This window comes from Amycolatopsis dendrobii (assembly GCF_014145675.1).
In the GTDB taxonomy this organism is placed as follows: Bacteria; Actinomycetota; Actinomycetes; order Mycobacteriales; family Pseudonocardiaceae; genus Amycolatopsis; species Amycolatopsis dendrobii.
This window is the reverse complement of record NZ_JACGZW010000003.1, coordinates 97165-120022: the sequence shown is the minus strand read 5'-3', so window position 1 is coordinate 120022 and position 22858 is coordinate 97165. Positions and strand designations below refer to the sequence as shown.

Annotated in this window: 19 protein-coding genes; 16 read left to right on the top strand and 3 right to left on the bottom strand. The window is 68.3% G+C overall.

Annotated elements, in window-relative coordinates; translation table 11 throughout:
* Positions 1 to 314 precede the first annotated feature (314 nt).
* The 14 genes from H4281_RS08675 to nuoN are packed head-to-tail and all read left to right on the top strand — an operon-like array spanning position 315 to position 16127.
* Positions 315 to 725: an NADH-quinone oxidoreductase subunit A gene (locus tag H4281_RS08675; RefSeq protein ID WP_037818926.1), complete on the top strand. Its 411-nt coding sequence runs from the start codon at positions 315 to 317 to the stop codon at positions 723 to 725.
* Positions 726 to 729: 4 nt separating this feature from the next.
* Positions 730 to 1278: a NuoB/complex I 20 kDa subunit family protein gene (locus H4281_RS08670; RefSeq protein WP_009072052.1), complete on the top strand. Its 549-nt coding sequence runs from the start codon at positions 730 to 732 to the stop codon at positions 1276 to 1278.
* Between the two features lie 6 nt (positions 1279 to 1284).
* Positions 1285 to 2046 (top strand): NADH-quinone oxidoreductase subunit C, encoded by a 762-nt coding sequence (locus H4281_RS08665; protein WP_182890369.1) that lies wholly within the window; start codon positions 1285 to 1287, stop codon positions 2044 to 2046.
* Entirely contained in the window at positions 2043 to 3374 is a 1332-nt protein-coding gene (locus tag H4281_RS08660) for an NADH-quinone oxidoreductase subunit D (RefSeq protein WP_182890368.1), read from the top strand. Before H4281_RS08665 ends, H4281_RS08660 begins: the two co-directional genes overlap by 4 nt.
* Positions 3371 to 4234 carry an NADH-quinone oxidoreductase subunit NuoE gene (nuoE, locus tag H4281_RS08655; protein WP_182890367.1) on the top strand — a complete coding sequence of 288 codons (864 nt, stop codon included), beginning with the start codon at positions 3371 to 3373 and terminating at the stop codon, positions 4232 to 4234. The genes H4281_RS08660 and nuoE overlap by 4 nt, the downstream gene beginning before the upstream one ends.
* Positions 4234 to 5517 (top strand): NADH-quinone oxidoreductase subunit NuoF, encoded by a 1284-nt coding sequence (gene nuoF, locus H4281_RS08650; protein WP_182890366.1) that lies wholly within the window; start codon positions 4234 to 4236, stop codon positions 5515 to 5517. The genes nuoE and nuoF overlap by 1 nt, the downstream gene beginning before the upstream one ends.
* Positions 5514 to 8018: an NADH-quinone oxidoreductase subunit G gene (locus H4281_RS08645; RefSeq protein ID WP_182890365.1), complete on the top strand. Its 2505-nt coding sequence runs from the start codon at positions 5514 to 5516 to the stop codon at positions 8016 to 8018. The genes nuoF and H4281_RS08645 overlap by 4 nt, the downstream gene beginning before the upstream one ends.
* Positions 8015 to 9373: an NADH-quinone oxidoreductase subunit NuoH gene (gene nuoH / locus H4281_RS08640; protein ID WP_182890364.1), complete on the top strand. Its 1359-nt coding sequence runs from the start codon at positions 8015 to 8017 to the stop codon at positions 9371 to 9373. Before H4281_RS08645 ends, nuoH begins: the two co-directional genes overlap by 4 nt.
* A complete protein-coding gene (gene nuoI, locus H4281_RS08635) occupies positions 9360 to 9905 on the top strand; it encodes an NADH-quinone oxidoreductase subunit NuoI (protein ID WP_182890363.1) in 546 nt (181 codons plus the stop codon). Before nuoH ends, nuoI begins: the two co-directional genes overlap by 14 nt.
* On the top strand, positions 9902 to 10780 hold the full coding sequence (locus tag H4281_RS08630) for an NADH-quinone oxidoreductase subunit J (RefSeq protein ID WP_182890362.1): 879 nt from the start codon (positions 9902 to 9904) through the stop codon (positions 10778 to 10780). The genes nuoI and H4281_RS08630 overlap by 4 nt, the downstream gene beginning before the upstream one ends.
* Positions 10777 to 11076 carry an NADH-quinone oxidoreductase subunit NuoK gene (gene nuoK, locus H4281_RS08625; RefSeq protein ID WP_033291119.1) on the top strand — a complete coding sequence of 100 codons (300 nt, stop codon included), beginning with the start codon at positions 10777 to 10779 and terminating at the stop codon, positions 11074 to 11076. The genes H4281_RS08630 and nuoK overlap by 4 nt, the downstream gene beginning before the upstream one ends.
* Positions 11077 to 11089: 13 nt before the next feature.
* Entirely contained in the window at positions 11090 to 12997 is a 1908-nt protein-coding gene (nuoL, locus tag H4281_RS08620; RefSeq protein WP_182890361.1) for an NADH-quinone oxidoreductase subunit L, read from the top strand.
* 1 nt (position 12998) lies between these two features.
* Entirely contained in the window at positions 12999 to 14549 is a 1551-nt protein-coding gene (locus H4281_RS08615) for an NADH-quinone oxidoreductase subunit M (protein ID WP_182890360.1), read from the top strand.
* Positions 14550 to 14561: 12 nt separating this feature from the next.
* Entirely contained in the window at positions 14562 to 16127 is a 1566-nt protein-coding gene (nuoN, locus tag H4281_RS08610; protein WP_220507000.1) for an NADH-quinone oxidoreductase subunit NuoN, read from the top strand.
* A 257-nt stretch (positions 16128 to 16384) separates the two neighbouring features.
* Here nuoN and H4281_RS08605 read toward each other — a convergent pair whose 3' ends face one another.
* The gene (locus H4281_RS08605; protein WP_182890358.1) at positions 16385 to 17035 is read right to left on the bottom strand and encodes a hypothetical protein; all 651 of its coding nucleotides are present in this window, start codon (positions 17033 to 17035) and stop codon (positions 16385 to 16387) included.
* A 249-nt stretch (positions 17036 to 17284) separates the two neighbouring features.
* Here H4281_RS08605 and H4281_RS08600 point away from each other — a divergent pair, with 249 nt between their 5' ends.
* Positions 17285 to 18322 (top strand): polyprenyl synthetase family protein, encoded by a 1038-nt coding sequence (locus H4281_RS08600; protein ID WP_037816359.1) that lies wholly within the window; start codon positions 17285 to 17287, stop codon positions 18320 to 18322.
* Positions 18323 to 18334: 12 nt separating this feature from the next.
* Positions 18335 to 19768 carry a sunset domain-containing protein gene (locus H4281_RS08595; RefSeq protein WP_182890357.1) on the top strand — a complete coding sequence of 478 codons (1434 nt, stop codon included), beginning with the start codon at positions 18335 to 18337 and terminating at the stop codon, positions 19766 to 19768.
* Between the two features lie 72 nt (positions 19769 to 19840).
* On the opposite strand, the gene H4281_RS08590 is transcribed toward H4281_RS08595, so the two are convergent.
* Together H4281_RS08590 and H4281_RS08585 are read right to left on the bottom strand one after the other, a co-directional pair.
* A complete protein-coding gene (locus H4281_RS08590; protein ID WP_182890356.1) occupies positions 19841 to 20905 on the bottom strand; it encodes a 2-oxoacid:ferredoxin oxidoreductase subunit beta in 1065 nt (354 codons plus the stop codon).
* A complete protein-coding gene (locus H4281_RS08585) occupies positions 20902 to 22830 on the bottom strand; it encodes a 2-oxoacid:acceptor oxidoreductase subunit alpha (protein ID WP_182890355.1) in 1929 nt (642 codons plus the stop codon). Before H4281_RS08585 ends, H4281_RS08590 begins: the two co-directional genes overlap by 4 nt.
* Between the last annotated feature and the right edge of the window lie 28 nt (positions 22831 to 22858).

Genomic DNA, 22858 nt, shown 5'->3' with positions numbered 1-22858 from the left:
TCTCGCGAGTGCGGGCGGGGGTGGGCCTGGAGAACCGCCGGGTCAAGTTAGGGCCGCCTTAGTCCGCAACCCCTCGGGACAAGAGTGTGACTCACGTCCTACACTCCCCCCATGCTTTGTGAATCGCTTCACAACCGCGACTCGTCGCTTGTGAACTATTTCACAAGCAGGTGGTGGGTCGGACACGGGCCGTAAGGGCGCCCTGACCCTCGGCGGTGTGACCCAGCTCCCTTAGGGTGCGCAACCGAGAACTCGGACCACCACCCGAGAACAACCCGCAGCGGCGCGGAAAGGATGGCGAAGACCCCGTGCTGATGGTGCCCGTGCTGGCGCAGGCCGATCCCGGACCGGCGGCGCCCGGACTCAACGTGTATCTGCCGCTCGTTCTGCTCTTCGTGCTCGCGGCGGGGTTCGCCGTGTTCTCCGTGCTGCTGGGTCCGCTCGTCGGGCCGAAGCGGTACAACCGCGCGAAGACCGCTGCCTACGAGTGCGGCATCGAACCGTCGCCGCAGCCGCTCGTCGGCGGCGGCCGGATGCCGGTGGCCTACTACATCACGGCCATGCTCTTCATCCTGTTCGACATCGAGATGGTGTTCCTCTACCCGTTCGCGGTGAACGCCAACGCACTCGGTGTCTTCGGCCTGGTGGAGATCGTGCTGTTCATCGTGACGGTCGGGTTCGCGTACGCCTACGTGTGGCGGCGCGGCGGCCTGGATTGGAACTGAACCCATGGGCCTCGAAGAAAAACTCCCCAACGGCATCCTGCTGGCCAGCCTCGAGGGACTGGTCAACTGGGCTCGCAAGAACTCCCTGTGGCCCGCCACCTTCGGCCTCGCCTGCTGCGCGTTCGAGATGATGTCGGTCGGCGGTTCGCGCTACGACATCGCGCGCTTCGGCATGGAGCGGTTCTCCGCGACGCCGCGGCAGGCCGACCTGATGATCGTGGCCGGCCGGGTGACCCAGAAGATGGCCCCGGTCCTTCGCCAGATCTACGACCAGATGGCCGAGCCCAAGTGGGTCCTCTCGATGGGCGTCTGCGCCTCGTCCGGCGGCATGTTCAACAACTACGCCGTGGTGCAGGGCGTCGACCACATCGTCCCGGTCGACATGTACCTGCCCGGCTGCCCGCCGCGGCCGGAAATGCTGCTCGACGCGATCCTCAAGCTGCACGCCAAGATCCAGGACGAGCCGATCAACGCCCGCCGCGCCGCGATCCGCGCGGCCAGCGGGGCCCGTACCGAGTTGATCCCGTCCTCGATCAAGTACGCGAAGAAGTGAGCACCGGTGCCTGAGAACCCCGAAGAGACTCCCGAAACCGGCGGCCCGCAGTCCAGCGCGGAGCGGCCCGAAGCAGGCCTCGAAGCGCACGGCCCCGGCGCGGCCGAACCGGTCGTCGCCGGCCGCGAGCGCAAGGGCATGTTCGGCGTCCGCGGCAGCGGGGACACCTCCGGTTACGGCGGCCTGCGGCTGCCCGCCTACAGCCCGCCGCCCGCGGAGCGCCCGTACGGCGGCTGGTTCGACGAGTTCGCCGACGAGTTCATGGCCGCCTTGGCGGACAACAAGATCCCGCCGTCCGCGATCCTCCAGACCACTGTGGACCGCGGCGAGATCACCTTCTACGTCAGCCGCGAGCACCTCGTCGCCATCGCGAAGGTGCTGCGCAACGACCCGGGCCTGCGGTTCGAAATGCTCATGGCGGTCACCGGCGTCGACTACGGCGTGGACGTCCCGCAGCGGATGCACACGGTCTACGACTTCCTGTCGATGACCTACCGCCGTCGGATCCGGCTCGAAATCACCATGGACATGGACGATCTGCACGTCCCGTCCCTGGTCCCGGTCTACCCGACGGCCGACTGGCACGAGCGCGAGGCCTACGACATGTTCGGCATCGTCTTCGACGGCCACCCCGGGCTGACCCGCATCTTCATGCCGGACGACTGGGACGGCCACCCCCAGCGCAAGGACTACCCGCTCGGCGGGATCCCGGTCGAATACAAGGGCGCGGAAATCCCGCCGCCGGACCAGCGGAGGTCGTACTCGTGACCATCAACGAAGAAACGACGGAAGCCGAGTACGCGGAAGTCCGGGACACCACCGAAGGCCCCGTCTACCACGTCTCCGGCGGGGACTGGGACGAAGTTCTCGGCGACGCCCAGCACGACGACCGCATGGTCATCAACATGGGCCCGCAGCACCCGTCGACGCACGGCGTGCTCCGGCTCGTGCTGGAGCTGGAAGGCGAGACGGTCACGCAGTTGCGCGCGGTCGTCGGCTACCTGCACACCGGCATCGAGAAGAGCGCCGAGTTCCGCAACTGGACCCAGGGTGTCACCTTCGTGACGCGCGCGGACTACCTCGCTCCGCTGTCCAACGAGATGTGCTACTGCCTCGGCGTCGAGAAACTGCTGGGCATCAAGGCCCCGCCGCGCGCGGAACTGCTGCGCGTGCTGCTTCTCGAGCTGAACCGGATCACCTCGCACCTGGTGTTCATCGCGACCGGCGGCATGGACCTCGGCGCCACCACCGCGATGACGCTCGGCTTCCGCGAGCGCGAAGAAGCCATGCACCTGCTGGAGTACCTGACCGGCCTGCGGATGAACCACGCGTTCATCCGTCCCGGCGGGCTCGCCCAGGACTTCCCCGAGGACTGGACGGAGAAGGTCCTCGACTTCTGCAAGCTCATGGACAAGCGGCTTCCGCTGTACGACAAGATGTTCACCGGCCAGCCGATCTGGCGGAACCGGCTCAAGGACGTCGGCGTGCTGCCGCTGGACGCGTGCCTCGAACTCGGCATCACCGGTCCGGTGCTGCGCGCCGCGGGCCTGCCGTGGGACCTGCGCAAGACCGAGCCGTACTCGCGCTACGACGAGATCGAGTTCGACGTGCCGACCTCGACCGACGCGGACAGCTGGGCGCGGTACCTGCTGCGGCTCGAAGAAATCCACCAGAGCCTGCGGATCATGAAGCAGGTCGCGAAGATGGCCGAGCCGGGCCCGGTCATGGTGGAGGACAAGAAGATCGCCTGGCCCGCGCAGCTGTCCATCGGCAGCGACGGCATGGGCAACTCGCTCGGCCACGTCAAGAAGATCATGGGCCAGTCGATGGAATCCCTGATCCACCACTTCAAGCTCGTCACCGAGGGCTTCCACGTGCCGCCGGGCCAGGTCTACGCGCCGGTCGAATCGCCGCGCGGCGAGATCGGCGCGCACCTGGTGTCCGACGGCGGCACCCGTCCGCTGCGCGTGCACCTGCGGGAGCCGAGTTTCGTGAACATGCAGGCGATGCCCGCGATGGCCGAAGGCGGCCTGGTGGCCGACCTCGTCGTCGTGATCGCCTCGATCGACCCGGTTCTGGGGGGAGTTGACCGATGACGAACCCGACCGCAGTCCCGGAGCCGGGGCCGCACGACGCGACGAAGACGTACGCGGCCGCGGGAGCCGACACCGATGTCGCCGCGATCGCGCCCGACCCGTCGCTGGCCGAGGACATTCTCGCCGACACCCCGGCGGTGGACGTGTTCGACGCCGACACGCACCGCGAGGCGAAGGAAATCATCGCCCGGTACCCGATGTCGCGTTCGGCGCTGCTGCCGATGCTGCACCTGGTGCAGTCGGTGCAGGGTTACGTGAGCCAGGAAGGCATCGCCTTCTGCGCGCAGCACCTCGACCTGACCGACGCCGAGGTCAGCGCGGTCGCGACGTTCTACACCATGTACAAGCGCCGCCCGTGCGGCGAGCACCTGGTGAGCGTCTGCACCAACACGCTGTGCGCGGCGCTCGGCGGCGACGACATCTACAAGAAGCTCCAGACGCACCTCGGTTCGGCGGAAAAGCCGCTGGGGCACGAGGAAACCGCGGGCACGCCGGGCGAGGCTGGCTCGATCACCTTGGAGCACGCGGAATGTCTCGCGGCCTGCGACCTCGGTCCGGTCATCCAGGTGAACTACGAGTACTTCGACAACCAGACGCCGGAGCAGGCGGTCGCGCTCGTCGATGCGTTGCAGGCAGGCAAAAAGCCCGCCCCGACGCGCGGTGCGGCGCTGACCGACTTCAAGGGCGCGGAGCGGCAGCTCGCCGGGTTCTGGCCGGAGGACGAGGCCGCTTACCGCAGTGCGGTGGACGGCCCGTCGCAGGCGGTCGAGACCTTGCGCGGCGCGCAGATCGCGGCCGATCGCGGCTGGTCCGCCCCAGGCATGCAGGATGTTCCGCTTCCTGAAGTGGAGAAGAAGTAATGGCCGATCCCATCACTCCGGTCCTCACGAAGCGCTGGCTGTCCCCGGAATCCTGGCGCATCGAAACCTACGAGGCGCTCGAGGGCTACACCGCGGCGCGCAAGGCGCTGGCCGCCACGCCCGAGCAGCTCGTGCAGGTGGTCAAGGACTCCGGTCTGCGCGGCCGCGGCGGCGCGGGCTTCCCGGCGGGCGTGAAGTGGTCGTTCATGCCGCCCAACGAGGACAAGCCGCACTATCTGGTGATCAACGCCGACGAGGGCGAACCCGGTACCTGCAAGGACATTCCGCTGATGATGGCGGACCCGCACTCGCTGATCGAGGGCTGCATCATCGCCTCGTACGCGATGCGGTCGCACCACTGCTTCATCTACGTCCGGGGCGAGGCGCTGCACTGCATCCGCCGGCTCAACGCGGCCGCGCGCGAGGCGTACGCGAAGGGCTACCTCGGCAAAAACATCTTCGGCACCGGCTGGGACCTCGAGCTGACCGTGCACGCCGGGGCCGGCGCGTACATCTGCGGCGAGGAAACCGCGCTGCTGGACTCGCTCGAAGGCCGTCGCGGGCAGCCCCGGCTCAAGCCGCCGTTCCCCGCGGCCGCCGGTTTGTACGCCGCGCCGACGACGGTGAACAACGTGGAGACCATCGCGTCCGCGTCGTACATCATCAACGCCGGTTCGTCGTGGTTCCGCGAGATGGGCCGGGAGAAGTCGCCCGGCCCGAAGATCTACTCGATCTCCGGCCACGTGGAGAAGCCCGGCCAGTACGAATGCCCGCTCGGCACCACGCTGCGCGAGCTGCTGGAGCTGGCGGGCGGCATGAAGGACGGCATCCCGCTCAAGTTCTGGACGCCGGGCGGTTCGTCGACGCCGATGTTCACCGCCGAGCACCTCGACGTCCCGCTCGACTTCGAGGGCGCGGCCGAGGCCGGTTCGATGCTCGGCACGACCGCGGTGCAGGTCTTCAACGAGACCGTTTCGGTGCCGTGGGCGGTCATGAAGTGGACGCAGTTCTACGAGCACGAGTCCTGCGGCAAGTGCACGCCGTGCCGCGAGGGCACGTACTGGCTGGCGCAGATCCTGGAGCGGATGGTCGAGGGCCACGGCACCGAGGAGGACATCGACACCCTCCTCGACGTGTGCGACAACATCTTCGGCCGCTCGTTCTGCGCGCTCGGCGACGGCGCGGTGTCGCCGATCCAGAGCGGCATCAAGTACTTCCGGGACGAGTTCCTGGCTCTGTGTGAGAGCAACAAGCGAGAACTGGTGGGAGCGCAGGCATCATGACGATCGCCCCCGACAAGCCCGAGACGGCGGAAACGCCGGTCCCCGAAGGTCATGTCAAGCTGACCATCGACGGCGAAGAGGTCATCGCGCCCAAGGGCGAACTGCTGATCCGCACCGCCGAGCGGCTCGGCACGAGCATCCCGCGCTTCTGCGACCACCCGCTGCTCGACCCGGCAGGCGCGTGCCGCCAGTGCCTGGTCGAGGTCGAAATGGGCGGCCGTCCGATGCCGAAGCCGCAGGCCTCGTGCACGATGACGGTCGCCGACGGCATGGTGGTCAAGACGCAGCTCACCTCGCCGGTCGCGGACAAGGCGCAGCAGGGCGTGATGGAGCTGCTGCTCATCAACCACCCGCTGGACTGCCCGATCTGCGACAAGGGCGGCGAATGCCCGCTGCAGAACCAGGCCCTCGCGCACGGCCGCGCGGAATCGCGGTTCGTCGACACGAAGCGCACGTTCCCGAAGCCGCTGCCGATCTCGTCGCAGGTGCTGCTCGACCGGGAACGCTGCGTGCTGTGCCAGCGCTGCACCCGGTTCTCCGACCAGGTGGCCGGCGACCCGTTCATCGCGCTGCTCGAACGCGGCGCGCACCAGCAGATCGGCACCGCGGAAACCGCCGACGTGCTCGATCTGGCCTCCCGCACCACCGGCGGCGAGCCGTTCCAGAGCTACTTCTCCGGCAACGTGATCCAGATCTGCCCGGTCGGCGCGCTCACCAGCGCGGCGTACCGGTTCCGGTCGCGGCCGTTCGACCTGGTGTCGGCGCCGAGCGTGTGCGAGCACTGCTCGTCCGGCTGCGCCGAGCGCACCGACTTCCGGCGCGGCAAGGTCCAGCGCAAGCTGGCCGGCGACGACCCGGAGGTGAACGAGGAATGGCTGTGCGACAAGGGCCGGTTCGCGTTCCGCTACGTCCAGGCCGGTGACCGGATCCGCCGTCCGCTCGTCCGCAACGCCAAGGGCGAGCTGGAGGAAGCGTCCTGGACCGACGCGCTCCGGACCGCCGCGGAAGGGCTGCTGAAGGCCCGCGAGGGCAAGGGCGGCGCGGTGCTCACCGGCGGCAGGCTGACCGTCGAGGACGCCTACGCGTACTCGAAGTTCGCCCGGATCGCCTTGCGCACCAACGACATCGACTTCCGCACCCGTGCGCACTCGGACGAGGAGCTGGCGTTCCTCGGCTCGACGGTCGTGGGCACCACGCCGGAAACCGGCGTCACGTTCGGCGAGATCGAGCGGGCCAAGACGGTGCTGTGCGTGGCCTTCGAGCCCGAGGACGAAGCGCCGATCGTGTTCCTGCGGCTGCGCAAGGCGGCCCGCAAGAACCACACCCGCGTCGTCCACTTGGGACAGTGGACGACCTCCTCGGTGCGCAAGACCTTCGGCGAACTGCTGGCCTGCGTCCCCGGCGGCGAAGCGGCTGCGGTGGACGGCATCGCGCAGCACGCGGCCGACGTCGACGCCGCGCTCAGCGGCGAAGGCGCGGTGATCCTGGTCGGCGAGCGCGCCGCGGAGATCCCCGGCCTGTTCTCCGCACTGGTGCGGCTCACCGCCCGCACCGGAGCCCGGTTGGCGTGGATCCCGCGCCGCGCCGGCGACCGGGGCGCGCTCGAAACCGGTTGCGTACCAACGCTTCTGCCGGGCGGCCGCTCGGTCGCCGACGAAGCGGCTCGGGCCGAGGTCGGCAAGCAGTGGGGCACCGAGCTTCCGGCCGAACCGGGCCGCGACGTCACCGGCATCCTCCAGGCCGTTTCCGGCGGACAGCTGGACGCGCTGGTGGTCGGCGGCGTCGACCCGAACGACCTGCCGGATCCGGACCTGGCCCGCCGCGCGCTCGACAACGCCGGGTTCGTGGTCAGCCTGGAACTGCGGGCGAGCGAGGTCACCGAACGGGCCGACGTGGTCCTGCCGATCGCCCCGGCGGTCGAGAAGTCCGGCAGCTACCTCAACTGGGAGGGCCGCCGCCGCGACTTCGACATCACGCTGGAGGGCACCGGTTCCCTCTCCGACGGCCGGGTGCTCGACACCCTGGCCGTCGAGATGGACGCCGACCTGTTCACCCAGACCCCAGCCGCCGCGGCCGCCGACTTCGCCCGCCTGGGCACCCGCCCCAATGTGGCATTGGGTGCATCTGGCGCACCGAATGCCACATTGGGTGCATCTCACGCACCCAATGCCACATTGGGGCGCTCTGAGCCGGGCGAGGGGCAGGCGGTGCTCGCCACCTGGCGGCAGCTGATCGACAACGGCTCGCTGCAGGACGGCGAACCGCACCTCAAGGGCACCCAGCGGCCGCCGGTCGCGCGGCTTTCGGCGAAGACCGCCGAAGGACTCGGCGGGACACTCCGGGTGTCGAACGAGCGCGGGTCGATCACCCTGCCGGTCGAGGTCGCCGACCTGCCGGACGGCGTGGTGTGGCTGCCCGGCAACTCCGACGGCTCGGCCGTCCGCGCCGCACTCGCCGCCGGACACGGCGCGCTCGTGCAGATCTCCGGAGGTGACCAGTGAGCCCGCAGCTCACACAGTTCCTCGCCGAGTACCCGGACGCATTTCCTGATGCGGCTGCACGTGCTCGACTACTGGCTGACGACCCGTGGTGGCTCGTCCTGATCAAGGCGGTCGTGGTCCTGCTGATCGGGCCGGTCCTGACGATCTTCCTGATCGTGTGGGAGCGCAAGGCGATCGGCCGGATGCAGAACCGGCCCGGCCCCAACCGGGTCGGCCCCGGCGGCTACCTGCAGTCGCTCGCCGACGCGATCAAGCTCCCGTTCAAGGAGCAGATCATCCCGGACACCGCCGACCGCAAGGTGTACTTCCTCGCGCCGGTGCTGTCCGCGGTCCCCGCGCTGATCGCGCTCTCGGCCATCCCGTTCGGCCCGGTCGTCTCGATCTTCGGGCACCGCACGGTGCTGCAGCTGATGGACCTCCCGGTCGGCGTGCTGGTGATCCTCGCCTGCTCGTCGGTCGGCGTGTACGGCATCGTGCTGGCGGGCTGGGCTTCCGGCTCGCCGTACCCGCTCTTCGGCGGCATGCGCTCGGCGGCGCAGGTGATCTCCTACGAGATCGCGATGGGCCTCTCGATCGTCGCGGTGATCCTGTACTCCGGTTCGCTGCAGACGTCGGAAATCGTGCAGGCGCAGACGCACGGCTGGTACTTCTACATGCTCATCCCGAGCTTCGTGATCTACGTGATCTCGATGGTCGGCGAGACGAACCGCGCGCCGTTCGACCTCCCGGAGGCCGAATCCGAGCTGGTCGGCGGGTTCCACACCGAGTACAGCTCGATGAAGTTCGCGATGTTCTTCCTCGCCGAGTACGTCAACATGGTGATCGTCTCCGCGTTCTGCACCACGCTGTTCCTCGGCGGCTGGCGCTTCCCGTTCGTCGGCGACGATTCGGCGCTGAACCAGAACTGGTGGCCGGTCCTCTGGTTCTTCGCCAAGACGTTCATCCTGCTGTTCGGCTTCATCTGGCTGCGCGGCACGCTGCCGCGGCTGCGCTACGACCAGTTCATGCGGCTGGGCTGGAAGGTCCTGGTCCCGGTCAACCTGGTGTGGATCGTGGTCGTGGTCGCGATCAAGACGGTCCAGTGGAGCTGGCCGCAGATCCTCATCGGGGTCGGCATCGTGCTGGTGGTGCTCGTGCTGCTGAGCCTCGCGCTGCCGGACAAGAAGCTGCCCGAATCGGATTACGTGGACCTGGCCGGAAGCGGCTACCCGCTGCCGCCGCTGGACCTGCGGGTCCCGGACGCGACGCCGCGGCAGAAGGCGCTGGCCAAGGCGGAGGCGAAGGCCGCGCGGCGCAAGCCGGCGAGCGTCACCGCGGCGGCCGCACAGGAAGGAACAGACGATGGCGGCAACTGACTTCCTCAATCCCATCAAGGGATTCGGCGTCACCTTCGGGATGATGTTCAAGAAGGTCGCGACCGAGGAGTACCCCGAGGCGGGCGCTCCGGCCGCACCGCGCTACCACGGCCGCCACCAGCTCAACCGGCATCCGGACGGGCTGGAGAAGTGCGTCGGCTGCGAGCTGTGCGCGTGGGCGTGCCCGGCGGACGCGATCTTCGTCGAGGGCGGCAACAACACCGACGAAGAGCGGTACTCCCCGGGCGAGCGCTACGGCGCGGACTACCAGATCAACTATCTGCGCTGCATCGGCTGCGGCCTGTGCATCGAGGCGTGCCCGACCCGGTCGCTCACCATGACCAACTTCTACGAGCTGGCCGACGACGACCGGCAGCGGCTCATCTACACCAAGGAAGACCTGCTCGCCCCGCTGCTGCCGGGCATGGAGCAGCCGCCGCACCCGATGCGGCTCGGCGACAACGAGCAGGACTACTACGTGAACGGCCCCGAGCTGGCCGCGAACGCGCAGCAGCAGGAGGCGAAGAAGTGATCGCCGCCCTTCTCGCGCAGGCCCCGGCCGCCAGTGTCGACGCGTCGGTGACGACCGGCGAGGCCATCGCGTTCTGGATCCTCGGCCCGCTCTCGCTGCTGGGCGCGCTCGGGATGATCTTCTCCCGCAACGCCGTGCACTCGGCGCTGTGGCTGGTGCTCACGATGCTGACGCTCGGCGCGCTGTACATGACGCAGTCCGCGCCGTTCCTCGGGTTCACCCAGATCATCGTCTACACCGGCGCGATCATGATGCTGTTCCTGTTCGTGCTGATGCTGGTCGGCCGGGACAGTTCGGACTCGGTGGTCGAGGTGCTGCGCGGGCAGCGGCTCGCCGCCGGGGTGCTCGGCATCGGGCTCGCCGCCTTGATCGCCGCGGGCGTGTTCCGCGCGATGGTGAACGTGACCCCGGCCAAGCCGCTCGACCCGTACCAGCAGACCGGCGGCGGCCCCGGCGGTCTCGGCAGGCTGATCTTCACCCAGTACCTGTTCCCGTTCGAGCTGACCTCGGCGCTGCTGATCACCGCCGCGCTCGGCGCGATGGTGCTGGCCTTCACCGGCCGCACCGGCAAGAGCAAGCTCTCCCAGCGCGAACTGGTCAAGCTGCGCTTCCAGGGCCAGCACGACCGCCCGTCGCCGCTGCCCGGGCCCGGCGTCTTCGCCACCGCCAGCTCGGTCTCGACCCCGGCGCTGCTGCCGGACGGTTCGGTCGCGCCGGAGTCGCTGTCGGAGATCATCGAATCCACCTCGGCGATCCGGCTCATGCGCGAGCGCAAGCTCATCGCGGACGAGGGCCCCAAGCCCGACGCGCACGCACTGGTCGGCGGCGTCGAAAAGGCCGAGCCCGCCGAGGAAGAAGAAGGGGAAGGAAAGTGACCCCGAGCTACTACCTGCTGCTGTCCGCGCTGCTGTTCTGCATCGGCGCGGTGGGCGTGCTGGTCCGCCGCAACGCGATCGTCGTGTTCATGTGCATCGAGCTGATGCTGAACGCGGTGAACCTGACCCTGGTCACCTTCGCCCGCATCAACGGCGGGCTGCACGGCCAGGTGATGGCGTTCTTCGTGATGGTGGTCGCGGCCGCCGAGGTCGTGGTCGGACTGGCGATCATCATGGCCATCTTCCGCACCCGCCGCTCGGCCTCGGTCGACGACACGAACCTGCTGAAGTACTGAGGGAGACGACCGAGTGACCGCATCATCGTGGCTGCTGGTGGCCCTTCCCGCCCTCGGCGCCCTCGTCCTGCTGCTATCCGGGAAACGCGCGAAGGCGTGGGGGCACCTGCTCGGCTGTGCCACCGTCACGCTCGCCTTCGTGTACGCCGTGATCCTGTTCTTCTCCACCGACAGCCACTCGGTCACCGACACCAAGGTCTACTCGTGGATCCCGGTGACCCAGCTGCAAGTGGACTTCGGACTGCGCATCGACGCGCTGTCGCTGACGTTCGTGCTGCTGATCACCGGCGTCGGCATGCTGATCCACTTCTATTCGATCGGCTACATGGCCGACGACGAGGGCCGGTACCGGTTCTTCGCGTACCTGAACCTGTTCGTCGCCTCGATGCTGATCCTGGTGCTGGGCAACAGCTTCGTGACGCTGTACCTCGGCTGGGAGGGCGTGGGTCTCGCCTCGTACCTGCTGATCGGCTGGTATCAGAACCGCCCGTCCGCGGCGACCGCGGCGAAGAAGGCGTTCCTGATGAACCGCGTCGGCGACGTCGGGCTCGCGCTGGCGATCTTCCTGATGTTCAAGTACGTCGGGTCGACCGGCTATGCGCAGGTCTTCGAGGGCGTCGCGCAGGGCAAGATCCCGCCGGGCGCGATCACCGCCATCGCGATCCTGCTGCTGCTGGGCGCCTGCGGTAAGTCCGGCCAGTTCCCGCTGCAGGCCTGGCTTCCGGACGCGATGGAGGGCCCGACCCCGGTGTCGGCGCTCATCCACGCGGCAACCATGGTCACCGCGGGCGTGTACCTGGTGGCCCGCTCCAACGTCATCTTCACCGCGACGCCGGACGGCAGGCTGGTGGTCACCCTGGTCGGCGCGGTCACGCTGCTGCTCGGGTGCGTCGTCGGCTGTGCCTACGACGACATCAAGAAGGTGCTCGCGTACTCGACGGTCAGCCAGATCGGCTACATGATGCTGGCGGTCGGCCTCGGGCCGGGCATTTACGCGCTCGGCATCATGCACCTGGTGGCGCACGGCTTCTTCAAGGCCGGGCTGTTCCTCGGGGCCGGTTCGGTCATGCACGGCATGAACGACGAGGTCGACATGCGCAAGTTCGGCGGGCTGGCCAAGAAGATGCCGATCACCTTCGTCACCTTCGGCCTCGGCTACCTGGCGATCATCGGCTTCCCGTTCCTCACCGGGTACTACACGAAGGACGCGATCATCGAGGCGGCGTTCGGCCAGGAAGGCTGGCGCGGCTGGGCTTTCGGGCTCGCGACGGTGATCGGAGCCGGGCTGACCGCGTTCTACATGACGCGGCTGATGATGATGACCTTCTTCGGCAAGGAGCGCTGGAAGGACATCAAGAGCAGCGACGGGCGCGACTTCCACCCGCACGAGTCCAAGCCGATCATGTGGGTCCCGATGGCGATCCTGGCGGTCGGTTCGGTCGGTGCCGGTGCGTTCTTCGCGCTGGGCAACCGGTTCGTCGACTGGCTGGCCCCGGTGGTCGGCCAGTTCGAGGAGGCCGAGCACACCCCGATTCCTTCGTGGACGGTCCCGGCGGCGACGCTGGTGCTGGCCGCGCTTGGCGTGCTGCTGGCGGTCTGGCTGTTCCGTCCCTCGCGCGACGTCCCGATCGAGAAGCCCGAGCGGGTGTCTTGGCCGGTCCGCGCGGCGCGCAAGGACCTGTACGGCAACACGCTCAACGAAACCCTGGTCGCCCGTCCGGGCACCTGGCTGGCGCGGGCGCTGGTGTACGTGGACAACCGCGGCGTCGACGGCGCGGTGAACGGCCTCGCCGCGGCACTCGGCGGCGGGTCCGGACGGCTGCGCCGGACGCAGACCGGATTCGTGCGGTCGTACGCACTGTCCATGCTCGGCGGCACGTTCCTGCTTCTCGCGGCCCTTCTGCTGGTGAGGTTCTCCTGACATGACTTGGCTTCTGGCGCTCATCCTGCTGCCGCTGGCCGGCTCGCTGGTGCTGGCGTTCCTCAAGGGGAACGACCGGGCCGCGGTCGCCACGGCGCTCGCCGTGTCCATTGTGGAGTTCCTGCTGATCATCCCGTTCTGGGCGAGCTACTCGCCCTCGGGCGAGCGCATCCAGCAGGCGACCACGATGGACTGGATCCCGAACTTCGGCATCCACATCTCGTTCGGCACCGACGGCATCTCGCTCATCATGATCGCGGTGATCGCGCTCCTGGTGCCGATCGTCGTCGGCGCGCTCGGGCTCACCGACAAACTGCCCGCTGGCCGCAGCGCGGGCGGGTTCCTGTCGCTGATCCTGCTGCAGGAAGCGATCACGATCGGCGTCTTCGCGGCGACCGACGTGTTCCTCTTCTACGTGCTGTTCGAGATCATGCTGATCCCGATGTACTTCCTGATCGGCGGTTACGGCGGCGCGAACCGGCAGTACGCGGCGGTGAAGTTCTTCCTGTACTCGTTCCTCGGCGGCCTGATCATGCTGGCCTCGGCGATCGGGGCGTACTCGCTGGCCTCGGACAAGCTCGGCAAGGGCACGTTCGACTGGGCCACTCTCGTCACGGTGGTGCGCGACGCCCCGACCGGCACGCAGATCTGGCTGTTCCTCGGCTTCTTCCTCGCGTTCGCGATCAAGGCGCCGCTGGTCCCGTTCCACACCTGGCTGCCGGACGCCGCCGGCCAGGCCCCGATCGGCGTCGCGGTGCTGCTGGTCGGCGTGCTCGACAAGGTCGGGACCTTCGGGTTCCTGCGGTACTGCTTGCCGATGTTCCCGGAGGGCAGCAAGGCGCTCGCGCCGCTGGTGCTGATCCTGTCGGTGATCGGCGTGCTGTACGGCTCGATCCTCGCGGCCGGGCAGCGGGACATGAAGCGGTTCATCGCCTACGTGTCGATCGCCCACTTCGGGTTCATCGCGCTGGGCATCTTCACCTTCAACGAGCAGGCGATGGTCGGCTCGGTGTCGTACATGCTGAACCACAGTCTCTCCACCGGGATGCTGATCGTGGTGATCGGCCTGATCGTGATGCGCGGCGGGTCGAGCAAGATCTCGGACTACGGCGGCATGGCGAAGGTAACCCCGCTGCTCGGCGGAATGCTGTTGCTGGCCGGGCTTTCCGCGCTGTCGCTGCCGGGAACCAACTCGTTCGTCTCTGAGTTCCTGGTGCTGCTGGGGTCCTTTGTGGACCAGCCGGTGTACACGATCCTGGCGACCGTCGGCATGGTGCTCGCCGCGGCTTACGTGCTGTGGCTGTACCAGCGGATCATGCAAGGCCCGGTTCGCGGCGATGCCCTGGTGGGCGTCGGCGGGGGACCGGGCACCGCGATCGCGCCGGAGCTCGGCGCGCGCAAGGCCATCAAGGACCTGGGCGGACGCGAGATCGCGATCCTCGCGCCCATGGTCATCCTGATCATCGGACTGGGCTTCTATCCCAAGCCGATGCTCGACACGATCACCCCGTCGGTGCAGGCGACGCTGTCTGCCGTGCAGGGAGGCAAGTAAACCGTGCTCGACATGTTCCTGGCGCAGGCGCCGGCAGCGCCGCTGGAAGTGCCTTCGGTCGATTACGCGGCCGTGCTGCCGATGCTGATCGTCTTCGGCGTCGCGTGCATCGGCGTGCTGGTGGAAGCGTTCGCGCCGAAGGCGACGCGATGGGGGATCCAGGTCACGATCTCCCTCGTCGCGATCATCGCCGCAGGGGTTTCGCTGATCCTGTACGCGACCGGTTCTTCTTCGTCGAAGGCCGGCACGACGACGTTCTCCGGCTCGATCTCGGTGGACCGGCCGTCGCTGTTCCTGTGGGGCACGCTGCTGCTGCTCGGGCTTGGCGCGGTGTTCCTGATCGCGGACCGGAAGGTCGAGGCGGGCGGCGCGTTCGTGGCCCAGGCGGCGATCCGGCCGGGCACGGTGCAGGACCGCGCTCAGTCTGCGACTACTTCGCAGACTGAGGTCTTCCCGCTGACGCTCTTCGCGCTCGGCGGGATGATGACGTTCTGCGCGGCTAATGATCTGCTGACGATGTTCATCGCGTTGGAAGTGCTTTCGCTGCCGTTGTATCTGATGTGCGGTCTTGCTCGCCGTCGTCGGCTGATTTCGCAGGAAGCCGCGGTCAAGTACTTCCTGCTGGGTGCGTTCTCGTCGGCGTTCTTCCTGTACGGGCTCGCGCTGCTGTACGGGTACGCGGACTCGGTGAAGCTGGCTGACATCGCGCACGCCGCTGCCGGGTCGGACCGCTCGGACACGTTGTTGTTCGCTGGTCTGGGTCTTCTCGTGGTGGGCCTGCTGTTCAAGGGGTCGGTGGGGCCGTTCCACACCTGGACGCCGGACGTCTACCAGGGTGCGCCTACTCCGGTTACCGGGTTTATGGCTGCCTGCACGAAGGTGGCCGCGTTCGGGGCGATTCTCCGGGTGCTCAGCGTCGGGTTTTCCTCGACCAGCTGGGAATGGCGCGGGGTTATGTGGGCCGTGGCCATAATTTCGATGGCGCTCGGGGCGATCTTGGGTCTGACGCAGACGGATGTTAAGCGGATGATCGCTTACTCGTCGGTGGCGCACGCTGGGTTCTTGCTCGTGGGTGCTATTGCGATGACTGAGGATGGCTTGTCGAGCACGCTGTTCTATCTGCTGGCGTATGGGTTTACTACGTTGGCCGCGTTCGGTGTGGTTTCCCTGGTTCGGGATTCCAGCGGGGAGGCTACGCATCTGTCCGCTTGGGCTGGGCTGGCCAAGCGGTCGCCGTTGCTGGCCGGGGTGTTCACGTTCCTGTTGCTGGCGTTGGCGGGGATTCCGTTGACTAGCGGGTTTGTCGGGAAGTTCGTGGTGTTCTCGGCGGCGTTGTCGGACGGGATGGCGCCGTTGGTGGTTGTCGCGTTGGTGTTCAGTGCGGTGGCTGCGTTCTTCTATCTGCGGGTCATTGTGTTGATGTACTTCTCGGAGCCTGCTGCTGACGGGCCTACGGTGACTGTGCCGGGTGGGTTTACTACTGCGGCTATTGCGTTGGGTGTTGTGGTCACGTTGGTGCTCGGGGTTCTGCCTGCCTTTGCGTTGGATTGGGCTGGGGCTGGAGGGTTTGCTTCCTGAGCTGGGTGGGCGGCTCGTCGCCTGGCGGCGACATTGCGCCCGGTGGTGAGGCGGGCACCCCGATTTTTTAGTGTGACTACGGCGCTGGGGTGCTTGTCAAGGCGGGAAAGATGCCTTGACAAGCACCCCAGCGCCGTGTTTTTGGCCTCGTATCGGGGGCGGGGGAGGTGTGGGTGCCTCGTTTTGGGTGCATCGGCTGCGGGCGCTTCGCCCGTGCCTCGCCAGGCACCCGCAAGGCTTACCGCCCTTCGCGGACTTCAGGGAGTAGGCGAGCAGGCGGTGTGGCCTACGGTGACCGATCCGGAAGCGCCGGAGGCGGGGGCGAAGTCGATGCGCAGCATGGTCAGGGTCATGCTTCCGTCGCCGGGCAGCGTTTGGATGTTGAAGACAGCGTTCGCCAGCAGCGTTCCGTCCGACTTCGTCAGTGGCTTGGTGTAGTTCGCGGGGATCGGTGAAGGCAGGCCGCTGATGCCGGTGAGGCCGCTCAGGGTCCAGTTCGCGTTCGTGCCGCTCTGGGTTGCCTTGCAGGTCACGGTGTACGACGAGATGCGGATGCGTTTTCCGCCAGAGCTCACCAGGGCCGAGAGTTCGAAGTTGTTGCCGGTGGCGGTGGACGTCGTGGTGGTGACGTCGTTCGCTGGGTCGGTGACCTCCGTCGTGCAGGAGGACGTGCCGCCGCCGAAGCGGATGCCTGGTTGGGACACGGCCGCGGCGGAGGCGCTCGTGGGGCCTTCTACGGCGCACGGGGCTTGCGTCGGGATGGAGATGGCGGTCCCGGCCTTCGAGAAAGTCGCGGCACCGATGTCGGCGACTCCGGCCGGGGTGTCCGCGGCGGCGGTCCCGGCAGCGGCGAGCAAACCGGCGGCGGCCAGTGCCGCTCCGGCCAGTGCGGTGCGCTTGATGATCATGTTCGTCTCCTCGCTGCTGATGCTGCCTCCCCAGGACTATCCGCAGGTCCGAATCGCCCGTTGCGTCCTTGGGCGGCGATCACCCGTCCGGGAGCGCGGGTCTACCCGTTCGTGGACCGGGGCGGCAGTGTCGCGTTCGTCACCGTTTCCGCAGGACAGCGGGTAAAGGCAGGCCGCGGGGCAACCACTACCCTGAAGGGGGTAACCGACTGGCGAAGAGCGCCACGAGAGAGCGGAGCCGACGTGTCTGTGTCTTCACCACCTCCGGGGGCGGCCCGGGATGGCGCTGTCGAGGACCTGCGCGCGACCGTCGGGCTGCAGATCCAGGACGAGCCCTTGCTGCGCGCCATCGCGGGCGGGCTGGCGGACGTCGAGACGATGCTGCGGGACGTCGTGAAGAGCGACGTGCCCGCTGTGCACGACGCGGCGTTGCACCTGGTCGAGGCGGGTGGCAAACGTTTTCGTCCGCTGTTCACGCTGCTGTCCGCGCAGTTCGGGCCGAAGCAGGGCGAGCAGGTGCTGATCGCGGCCGCCGCGGTCGAGCTGGTGCACTTGGCGACGCTGTACCACGACGACGTCATGGACGAGGCGACCATGCGGCGCGGCGCGGAGAGCGTCAACTCGCGCTGGGACAACACCGTCGCGATCCTCACCGGCGACTACCTCTTCGCGCACGCCTCCCGGCTCGTCGCCGACCTCGGCACGGACGCCGCGCGGATCATCGCCGAGACGTTCGGCGAGCTGGTCAGCGGGCAGATGCGGGAGACCGTCGGGCCTGGGCCCGGCGACGATCCGGTCGAGCACTACCTCACCGTGATCGCGCAGAAGACCGGTTCGCTGATCGCGACGTCCGGACGCTTCGGCGGCATGATGTCCGGCGCGGCCGAGGAGCACATCCAGGCGCTGCGCCGCTTCGGCGACATCATCGGCGCGGCCTTCCAGATCTCCGACGACGTCATCGACATCGCGTCGCCCTCGGTCGAGCTGGGCAAGGCGCAGGGCACTGACCTGCGGGAAGGCGTGCGCACGCTGCCGATGCTGTACGCGCTGGCCGATCCGGGCACCGACCCGCGGCTCGTCGAGCTGCTCGCCGGCCCGATCACCGACGACGATCTGGTCGCCGAGGCGCTCGAGCTGCTGCGCCGTTCCAGCGGCCTCGAACGCGCGCGCGAAACTCTTTCCGACTACGCTTCCCGAGCACGTGCCGAGCTCGCCTCGCTGCCCGCTTCCCCTGCGCGCGACGCTTGCGAGTCGGTCGCCGACTACCTGGTCGCGCGAACGTTCTAAAAGGGGCGGAAGATGTCCATTTTCGGGCAGGTGTGGCTCTGGAGCCTGCTGGCCTTCGTTGTCGGCGCGCTCATCGCTTGGCTGGTGCTGGCGCGGCCGGCGCGCAAGCGGGTACGCGAACTGGAAACGGAACTGGCGAGCGCGCACGCTGACACGGCCCGCGCCGCGGCCAGCACGCCCGCGCGCACCGCGGTGCTGCCGCCCGCGGAGGACTGGACCAGAGACCGCCGCGAGCACGCTCCGACGGAAGTCATCCAGGCGACGAGCGCTTTCGAGCCGGAAGCAGAGTACGACGCGGAATACCGCACGGCTCCGGAACCGGCGGCCTCTGTGGACACTGCGGACTCTCCGGAGGACGACGTCGACGAGGCATTCGCTCAGGCGGAGGCCCGCGAACACCAAGCGGCGAACGGTCTTTTCGAGAGTGCGCCTGCCGAGAGCGCTCCGGAGGACTCCGGTTCGGCCTACCGCGCCGCGGCCACCGAGTACCTGCAGCCGGCCGACACCGGTTCGCACCGCATCGCGGAACCGGCCGAGGACCACGACAGCGGCTACCACCGCGTCGCGGAGCCTGCGGACGAGCACGACAGCGGTTACCACCGGATTCCGGAACCGGCGGACGAGCACGACAGCGGCTACCACCGGATTCCGGAACCGGCCGACGTCCCCGCGGCGGACCACGCCGAGCCGGAGAGCCCCACAGCCGAGGAAGAGCCGAGTCATCACCTGGCCGAGCCCGCCGACGGTCTGTCCTCTTTGGAGCGACGGCTCGACCCGACTCCGTTGGACAGCACCGCTTCGGAGCCGGAGCCGGTCTCGCTGTTCCGCCCGGGCCCTGGCCGCGCGACCGAACCGGAACCGGACTGGTTCAACCAGCCGGACGCGGTGCAGCGGTCGCCGTTCGAGGAACCCGCGGAACCGGTCGAGTCAGCCGTCGGCCACCTCGAAGAGGATTCGTCGACCGATCACCTGATCCCGCGCGCCGAGCCCGCCGCCGCCGAGTCCACAGAGGACACCGCGGAAGGCAGCCAGGGCTTGCCGAAGCGCCAGCGCCGCGAATCCCCGCGCGGCGGTTTCGACCCGCCGCGGCCGATCCAGCCGTCGATGCGCCCGGTGGAACGCCGCGAACCGGATCTCGCGGGCGGGCACAGCGGTTCGCTGTTCGAGCCGTCCGTGCAGCCGAACCAGGCCGCGATGGCCGCTCCCGAGCCGCCGCCTGCCCGGCAGAGCGCGGACGACGCGGTGCCGCCGGGACCGTTCGGTCCGGGTTCGGCGATGCCGCGTCCGGGCGGCGGTCGTCCGGCGGAGGGTTTCACGGTGAAGGCGAGCGTGACGGCGTTGCGGTATTGCGGGGAGGATTCGCCGCAGTTCCCGAAGATGGTGGCTGAGGTGTGGTTCCGCAGCGCCGCCGATGCCGAGCGGGTGGGGTTCCGTCCCCTGCACTGAGTCCACATAAGACAGAGGCCGCCCTCCCCGAAAGTCGGGAGTGGCGGCCTCTGTCGTGAGTGGACTGAGAACTTACGCGACGGTCCAGGTGTCCTTGCCGCGCAGCAGTCCTTGCAGGTCCGGCTTCTTGGCCTCGCGGGCTTGTTCGACTTGGGCGCGTGCGGCGTCGTCGTAGGTGGGGCGTTCGACTTGGCGCAGGATGCCGGTGGGGACGTGGTTGAGGTTTTGGTCGCCGAGGCGGGTGAGGGCGAAGGCGTAGGAGGTGTCGGCGATGGAGGGGTCGTGCACCACGAGGTTGTCTTCGCCGATTTCGGCGACCTTGCCGACGTCGAGGCCGCCCCAGTCGCCGCGGCGGACGCCGTATTCGCTTTCGGGGCCGAAGCGGATGGGTTCGCCCGCGCGGAGCGGGATGAGCCGGGACGCGGCTTCGTCTTTGTCTTTCAGGACGTCGAAGGCGCCGTCGTTGAAGATGGGGCAGTTCTGGTAGATCTCCACCAGTGCCGAGCCGCGGTGTTTCGCGGCGGCTTCGAGGACTTCGGTGAGGCCCTTGCGGTCGGAGTCCATCGCGCGGCCGACGAACGAGGCTTCGGCTCCGATCGCGAGCGACAGCGGGTTGAACGGGGTGTCGAGCGAGCCCATGGGGGTGGATTTGGTGACCATGCCCTGGCCGGAGGTGGGCGAGTACTGGCCCTTGGTGAGTCCGTAGATGCGGTTGTTGAACAGCAGGATCTTGATGTTCACGTTGCGCCGCAGCGCGTGGATGAGGTGGTTGCCGCCGATGGACAGGGCGTCGCCGTCGCCGGTGACGACCCAGACCGACAGGTCGGGGCGGGTGGTGGCGAGCCCGGTCGCGATCGACGGCGCGCGGCCGTGGATCGAGTGCATGCCGTAGGTGTTGAGGTAGTACGGGAACCGCGAGGAGCAGCCGATGCCGGAGATGAAGACGATGTTCTCGCGTTTGAGCCCGAGGGTGGGCAGGAACGACTGCACGGCGTTGAGCACGACGTAGTCGCCGCAGCCGGGGCACCAGCGGACTTCCTGGTCGGACTTGTAGTCCTTGGCCTTCTGCGGTTCGTCGGTGGTCGGCACCAGGTCGATGCCGCCCAGTTGCGGCAGCCCGAGATCGATGGCGGTCACTTGACGCCCTCCGGAACGAGGTTGGCGATGATGTCGGCGAACACGTTCTGCAGTTCCTCGGCCTTGAACGGCAGGCCGGCGACCTTCGTGTAGGAATGCACGTCCACCAGGAACTTCGCCCGCAGCAGCAGCGCGAGCTGGCCGAGGTTCATCTCCGGCACGACGACCCGGTCGTAGCGGGCGAGGACCTCGCCGAGGTTGTGCGGGAACGGGTTGAGGTGGCGCAGGTGCGCTTGCGCGATCGGCATGCCGAGCTTGCGCACGCGGCGGCAGGCCGCGCCGATCGGGCCGTAGGACGAGCCCCAGCCCAAAGCGAGCACGCGGGCTTCGCCGGACGGGTCGTCGACCTCCAGGTCCGGGACGTCGATGCCGTCGATCTTCGCCTGGCGCAGCCGGACCATCGTGTCGTGGTTGTCCGGGTCGTAGGAGATGTGGCCGGTGCCGTCGGCCTTCTCCAGCCCGCCGATGCGGTGCTGCAGCCCGGGAGTGCCCGGGATCGCCCACGCCCGCGCGAGCGTCTCGGGGTCGCGCACGTACGGCCAGAACTCGCCGGATCCGTTGTCGGAGTTGGGTTCGGAGGCGAATTCCACGCGCAGGTCGGGCAGGTCCTCGACGTTCGGGACCAGCCAGGGTTCGGAGCCGTTGGCGATCGCGCCGTCGGACAGCAGCAGCACCGGGGTGCGGTAGCGCAGCGCGATCCGGGTGGCCTCGATCGCGGCGTCGAAACAGTCGGCGGGCGAGAGCGGCGCGATGATCGGGACCGGGGATTCGCCGTTGCGGCCGAACATGGCCTGCAGCAGGTCGGCCTGTTCGGTTTTGGTCGGCAGGCCGGTGGACGGGCCGCCGCGCTGCACGTCGATGATCACCAGCGGCAGTTCGGTCATCACGCCGAGGCCGATGGTCTCCGATTTCAGCGCGACGCCGGGGCCGGAGGTGGAGGTGATGCCCAGCGCGCCGCCGTAGGAGGCGCCGAGGGCGGCGCCGATGCCGGCGATCTCGTCTTCGGCCTGGAAGGTGATGATGCCGTAGTTCTTGTGCTTGGACAGTTCGTGCAGCACGTCCGAGGCCGGGGTGATCGGGTAGGTGCCGAGCAGGATCTGCAGCCCGGACTGCTGTCCGGCGGCCACGATCCCGTACGCGAGCGCGGTGTTGCCGGTGATCTGCCGGTAGGTGCCCTTGTCCAGCTTCGCGGGCGCGACCTCGAAGGTGGTCGCGAACGATTCGGTGGTCTCGCCGTAGTTCCAGCCTGCCCGGAAGGCGAGGATGTTGGCCTCGGCGATGTCCGGTTTCTTCGCGAACTTCTCGCGCAGGAAGCGTTCGGTGCCCTCGGTGGGCCGGTGGTACATCCAGGACAGCAGGCCGAGGGCGAACATGTTCTTGCAGCGTTCGGCGTCTTTCTTGCCGAGGCCGGTGTCGGCGAGCGCGCCCTGGGTCAGGCTCGACATGGCGACCCGGTGCACCTGGAACGGCGCGAGCGAGTCGTCCTCGAGCGGGTCGGTGTCGTAGCCGACCTTGACCAGGTTCCGCTTGGAGAACTCGTCGGTGTTGAGGATGATCGTCCCGCCGCGGGGGACGTCGCGGACGTTCGCCTTGAGCGCGGCGGGGTTCATCGCGACGAGCACGTCCGGCCGGTCGCCCGGGGTGAGGATGTCGTAGTCGGCGAAGTGCACCTGGAAGGACGAGACGCCGGGGATGGTGCCCTGCGGCGCCCGGATCTCGGCCGGGAAGTTGGGCATGGTCGACAGGTCGTTCCCGAAGGCCGCCGCCTCCGAGGTGAACCGGTCGCCGGTCAGCTGCATCCCGTCGCCCGAGTCGCCGGCAAACCGGATGACCACCCGGTCCAGCTTGTTCACCTCGGTGGAGCGGGACGCGGTCAGCGCGCCTTGCCCGTTCCCGGCCGCGCTGCCGTTCGCACTGGTGCTCATGGGTCAGGGAATCCCTCTCTCCCGGCGT

Excerpts from the sequence above, each read along its gene's own strand:
- nuoE (WP_182890367.1), top strand. The coding sequence starts at position 3,371 with ATGACGAACCCGACCGCAGTCCCGGAGCCGGGGCCGCACGACGCGACG.
- nuoF (WP_182890366.1), top strand. The coding sequence starts at position 4,234 with ATGGCCGATCCCATCACTCCGGTCCTCACGAAGCGCTGGCTGTCCCCG.
- H4281_RS08670 (WP_009072052.1), top strand. The coding sequence starts at position 730 with ATGGGCCTCGAAGAAAAACTCCCCAACGGCATCCTGCTGGCCAGCCTC.
- nuoI (WP_182890363.1), top strand. The coding sequence starts at position 9,360 with ATGGCGGCAACTGACTTCCTCAATCCCATCAAGGGATTCGGCGTCACC.
- H4281_RS08585 (WP_182890355.1), bottom strand. The coding sequence starts at position 22,830 with ATGAGCACCAGTGCGAACGGCAGCGCGGCCGGGAACGGGCAAGGCGCG.
- H4281_RS08675 (WP_037818926.1), top strand. The coding sequence starts at position 315 with ATGGTGCCCGTGCTGGCGCAGGCCGATCCCGGACCGGCGGCGCCCGGA.
- H4281_RS08645 (WP_182890365.1), top strand. The coding sequence starts at position 5,514 with ATGACGATCGCCCCCGACAAGCCCGAGACGGCGGAAACGCCGGTCCCC.
- H4281_RS08615 (WP_182890360.1), top strand. The coding sequence starts at position 12,999 with ATGACTTGGCTTCTGGCGCTCATCCTGCTGCCGCTGGCCGGCTCGCTG.
- H4281_RS08595 (WP_182890357.1), top strand. The coding sequence starts at position 18,335 with ATGTCCATTTTCGGGCAGGTGTGGCTCTGGAGCCTGCTGGCCTTCGTT.
- nuoN (WP_220507000.1), top strand. The coding sequence starts at position 14,562 with ATGTTCCTGGCGCAGGCGCCGGCAGCGCCGCTGGAAGTGCCTTCGGTC.
- H4281_RS08605 (WP_182890358.1), bottom strand. The coding sequence starts at position 17,035 with ATGATCATCAAGCGCACCGCACTGGCCGGAGCGGCACTGGCCGCCGCC.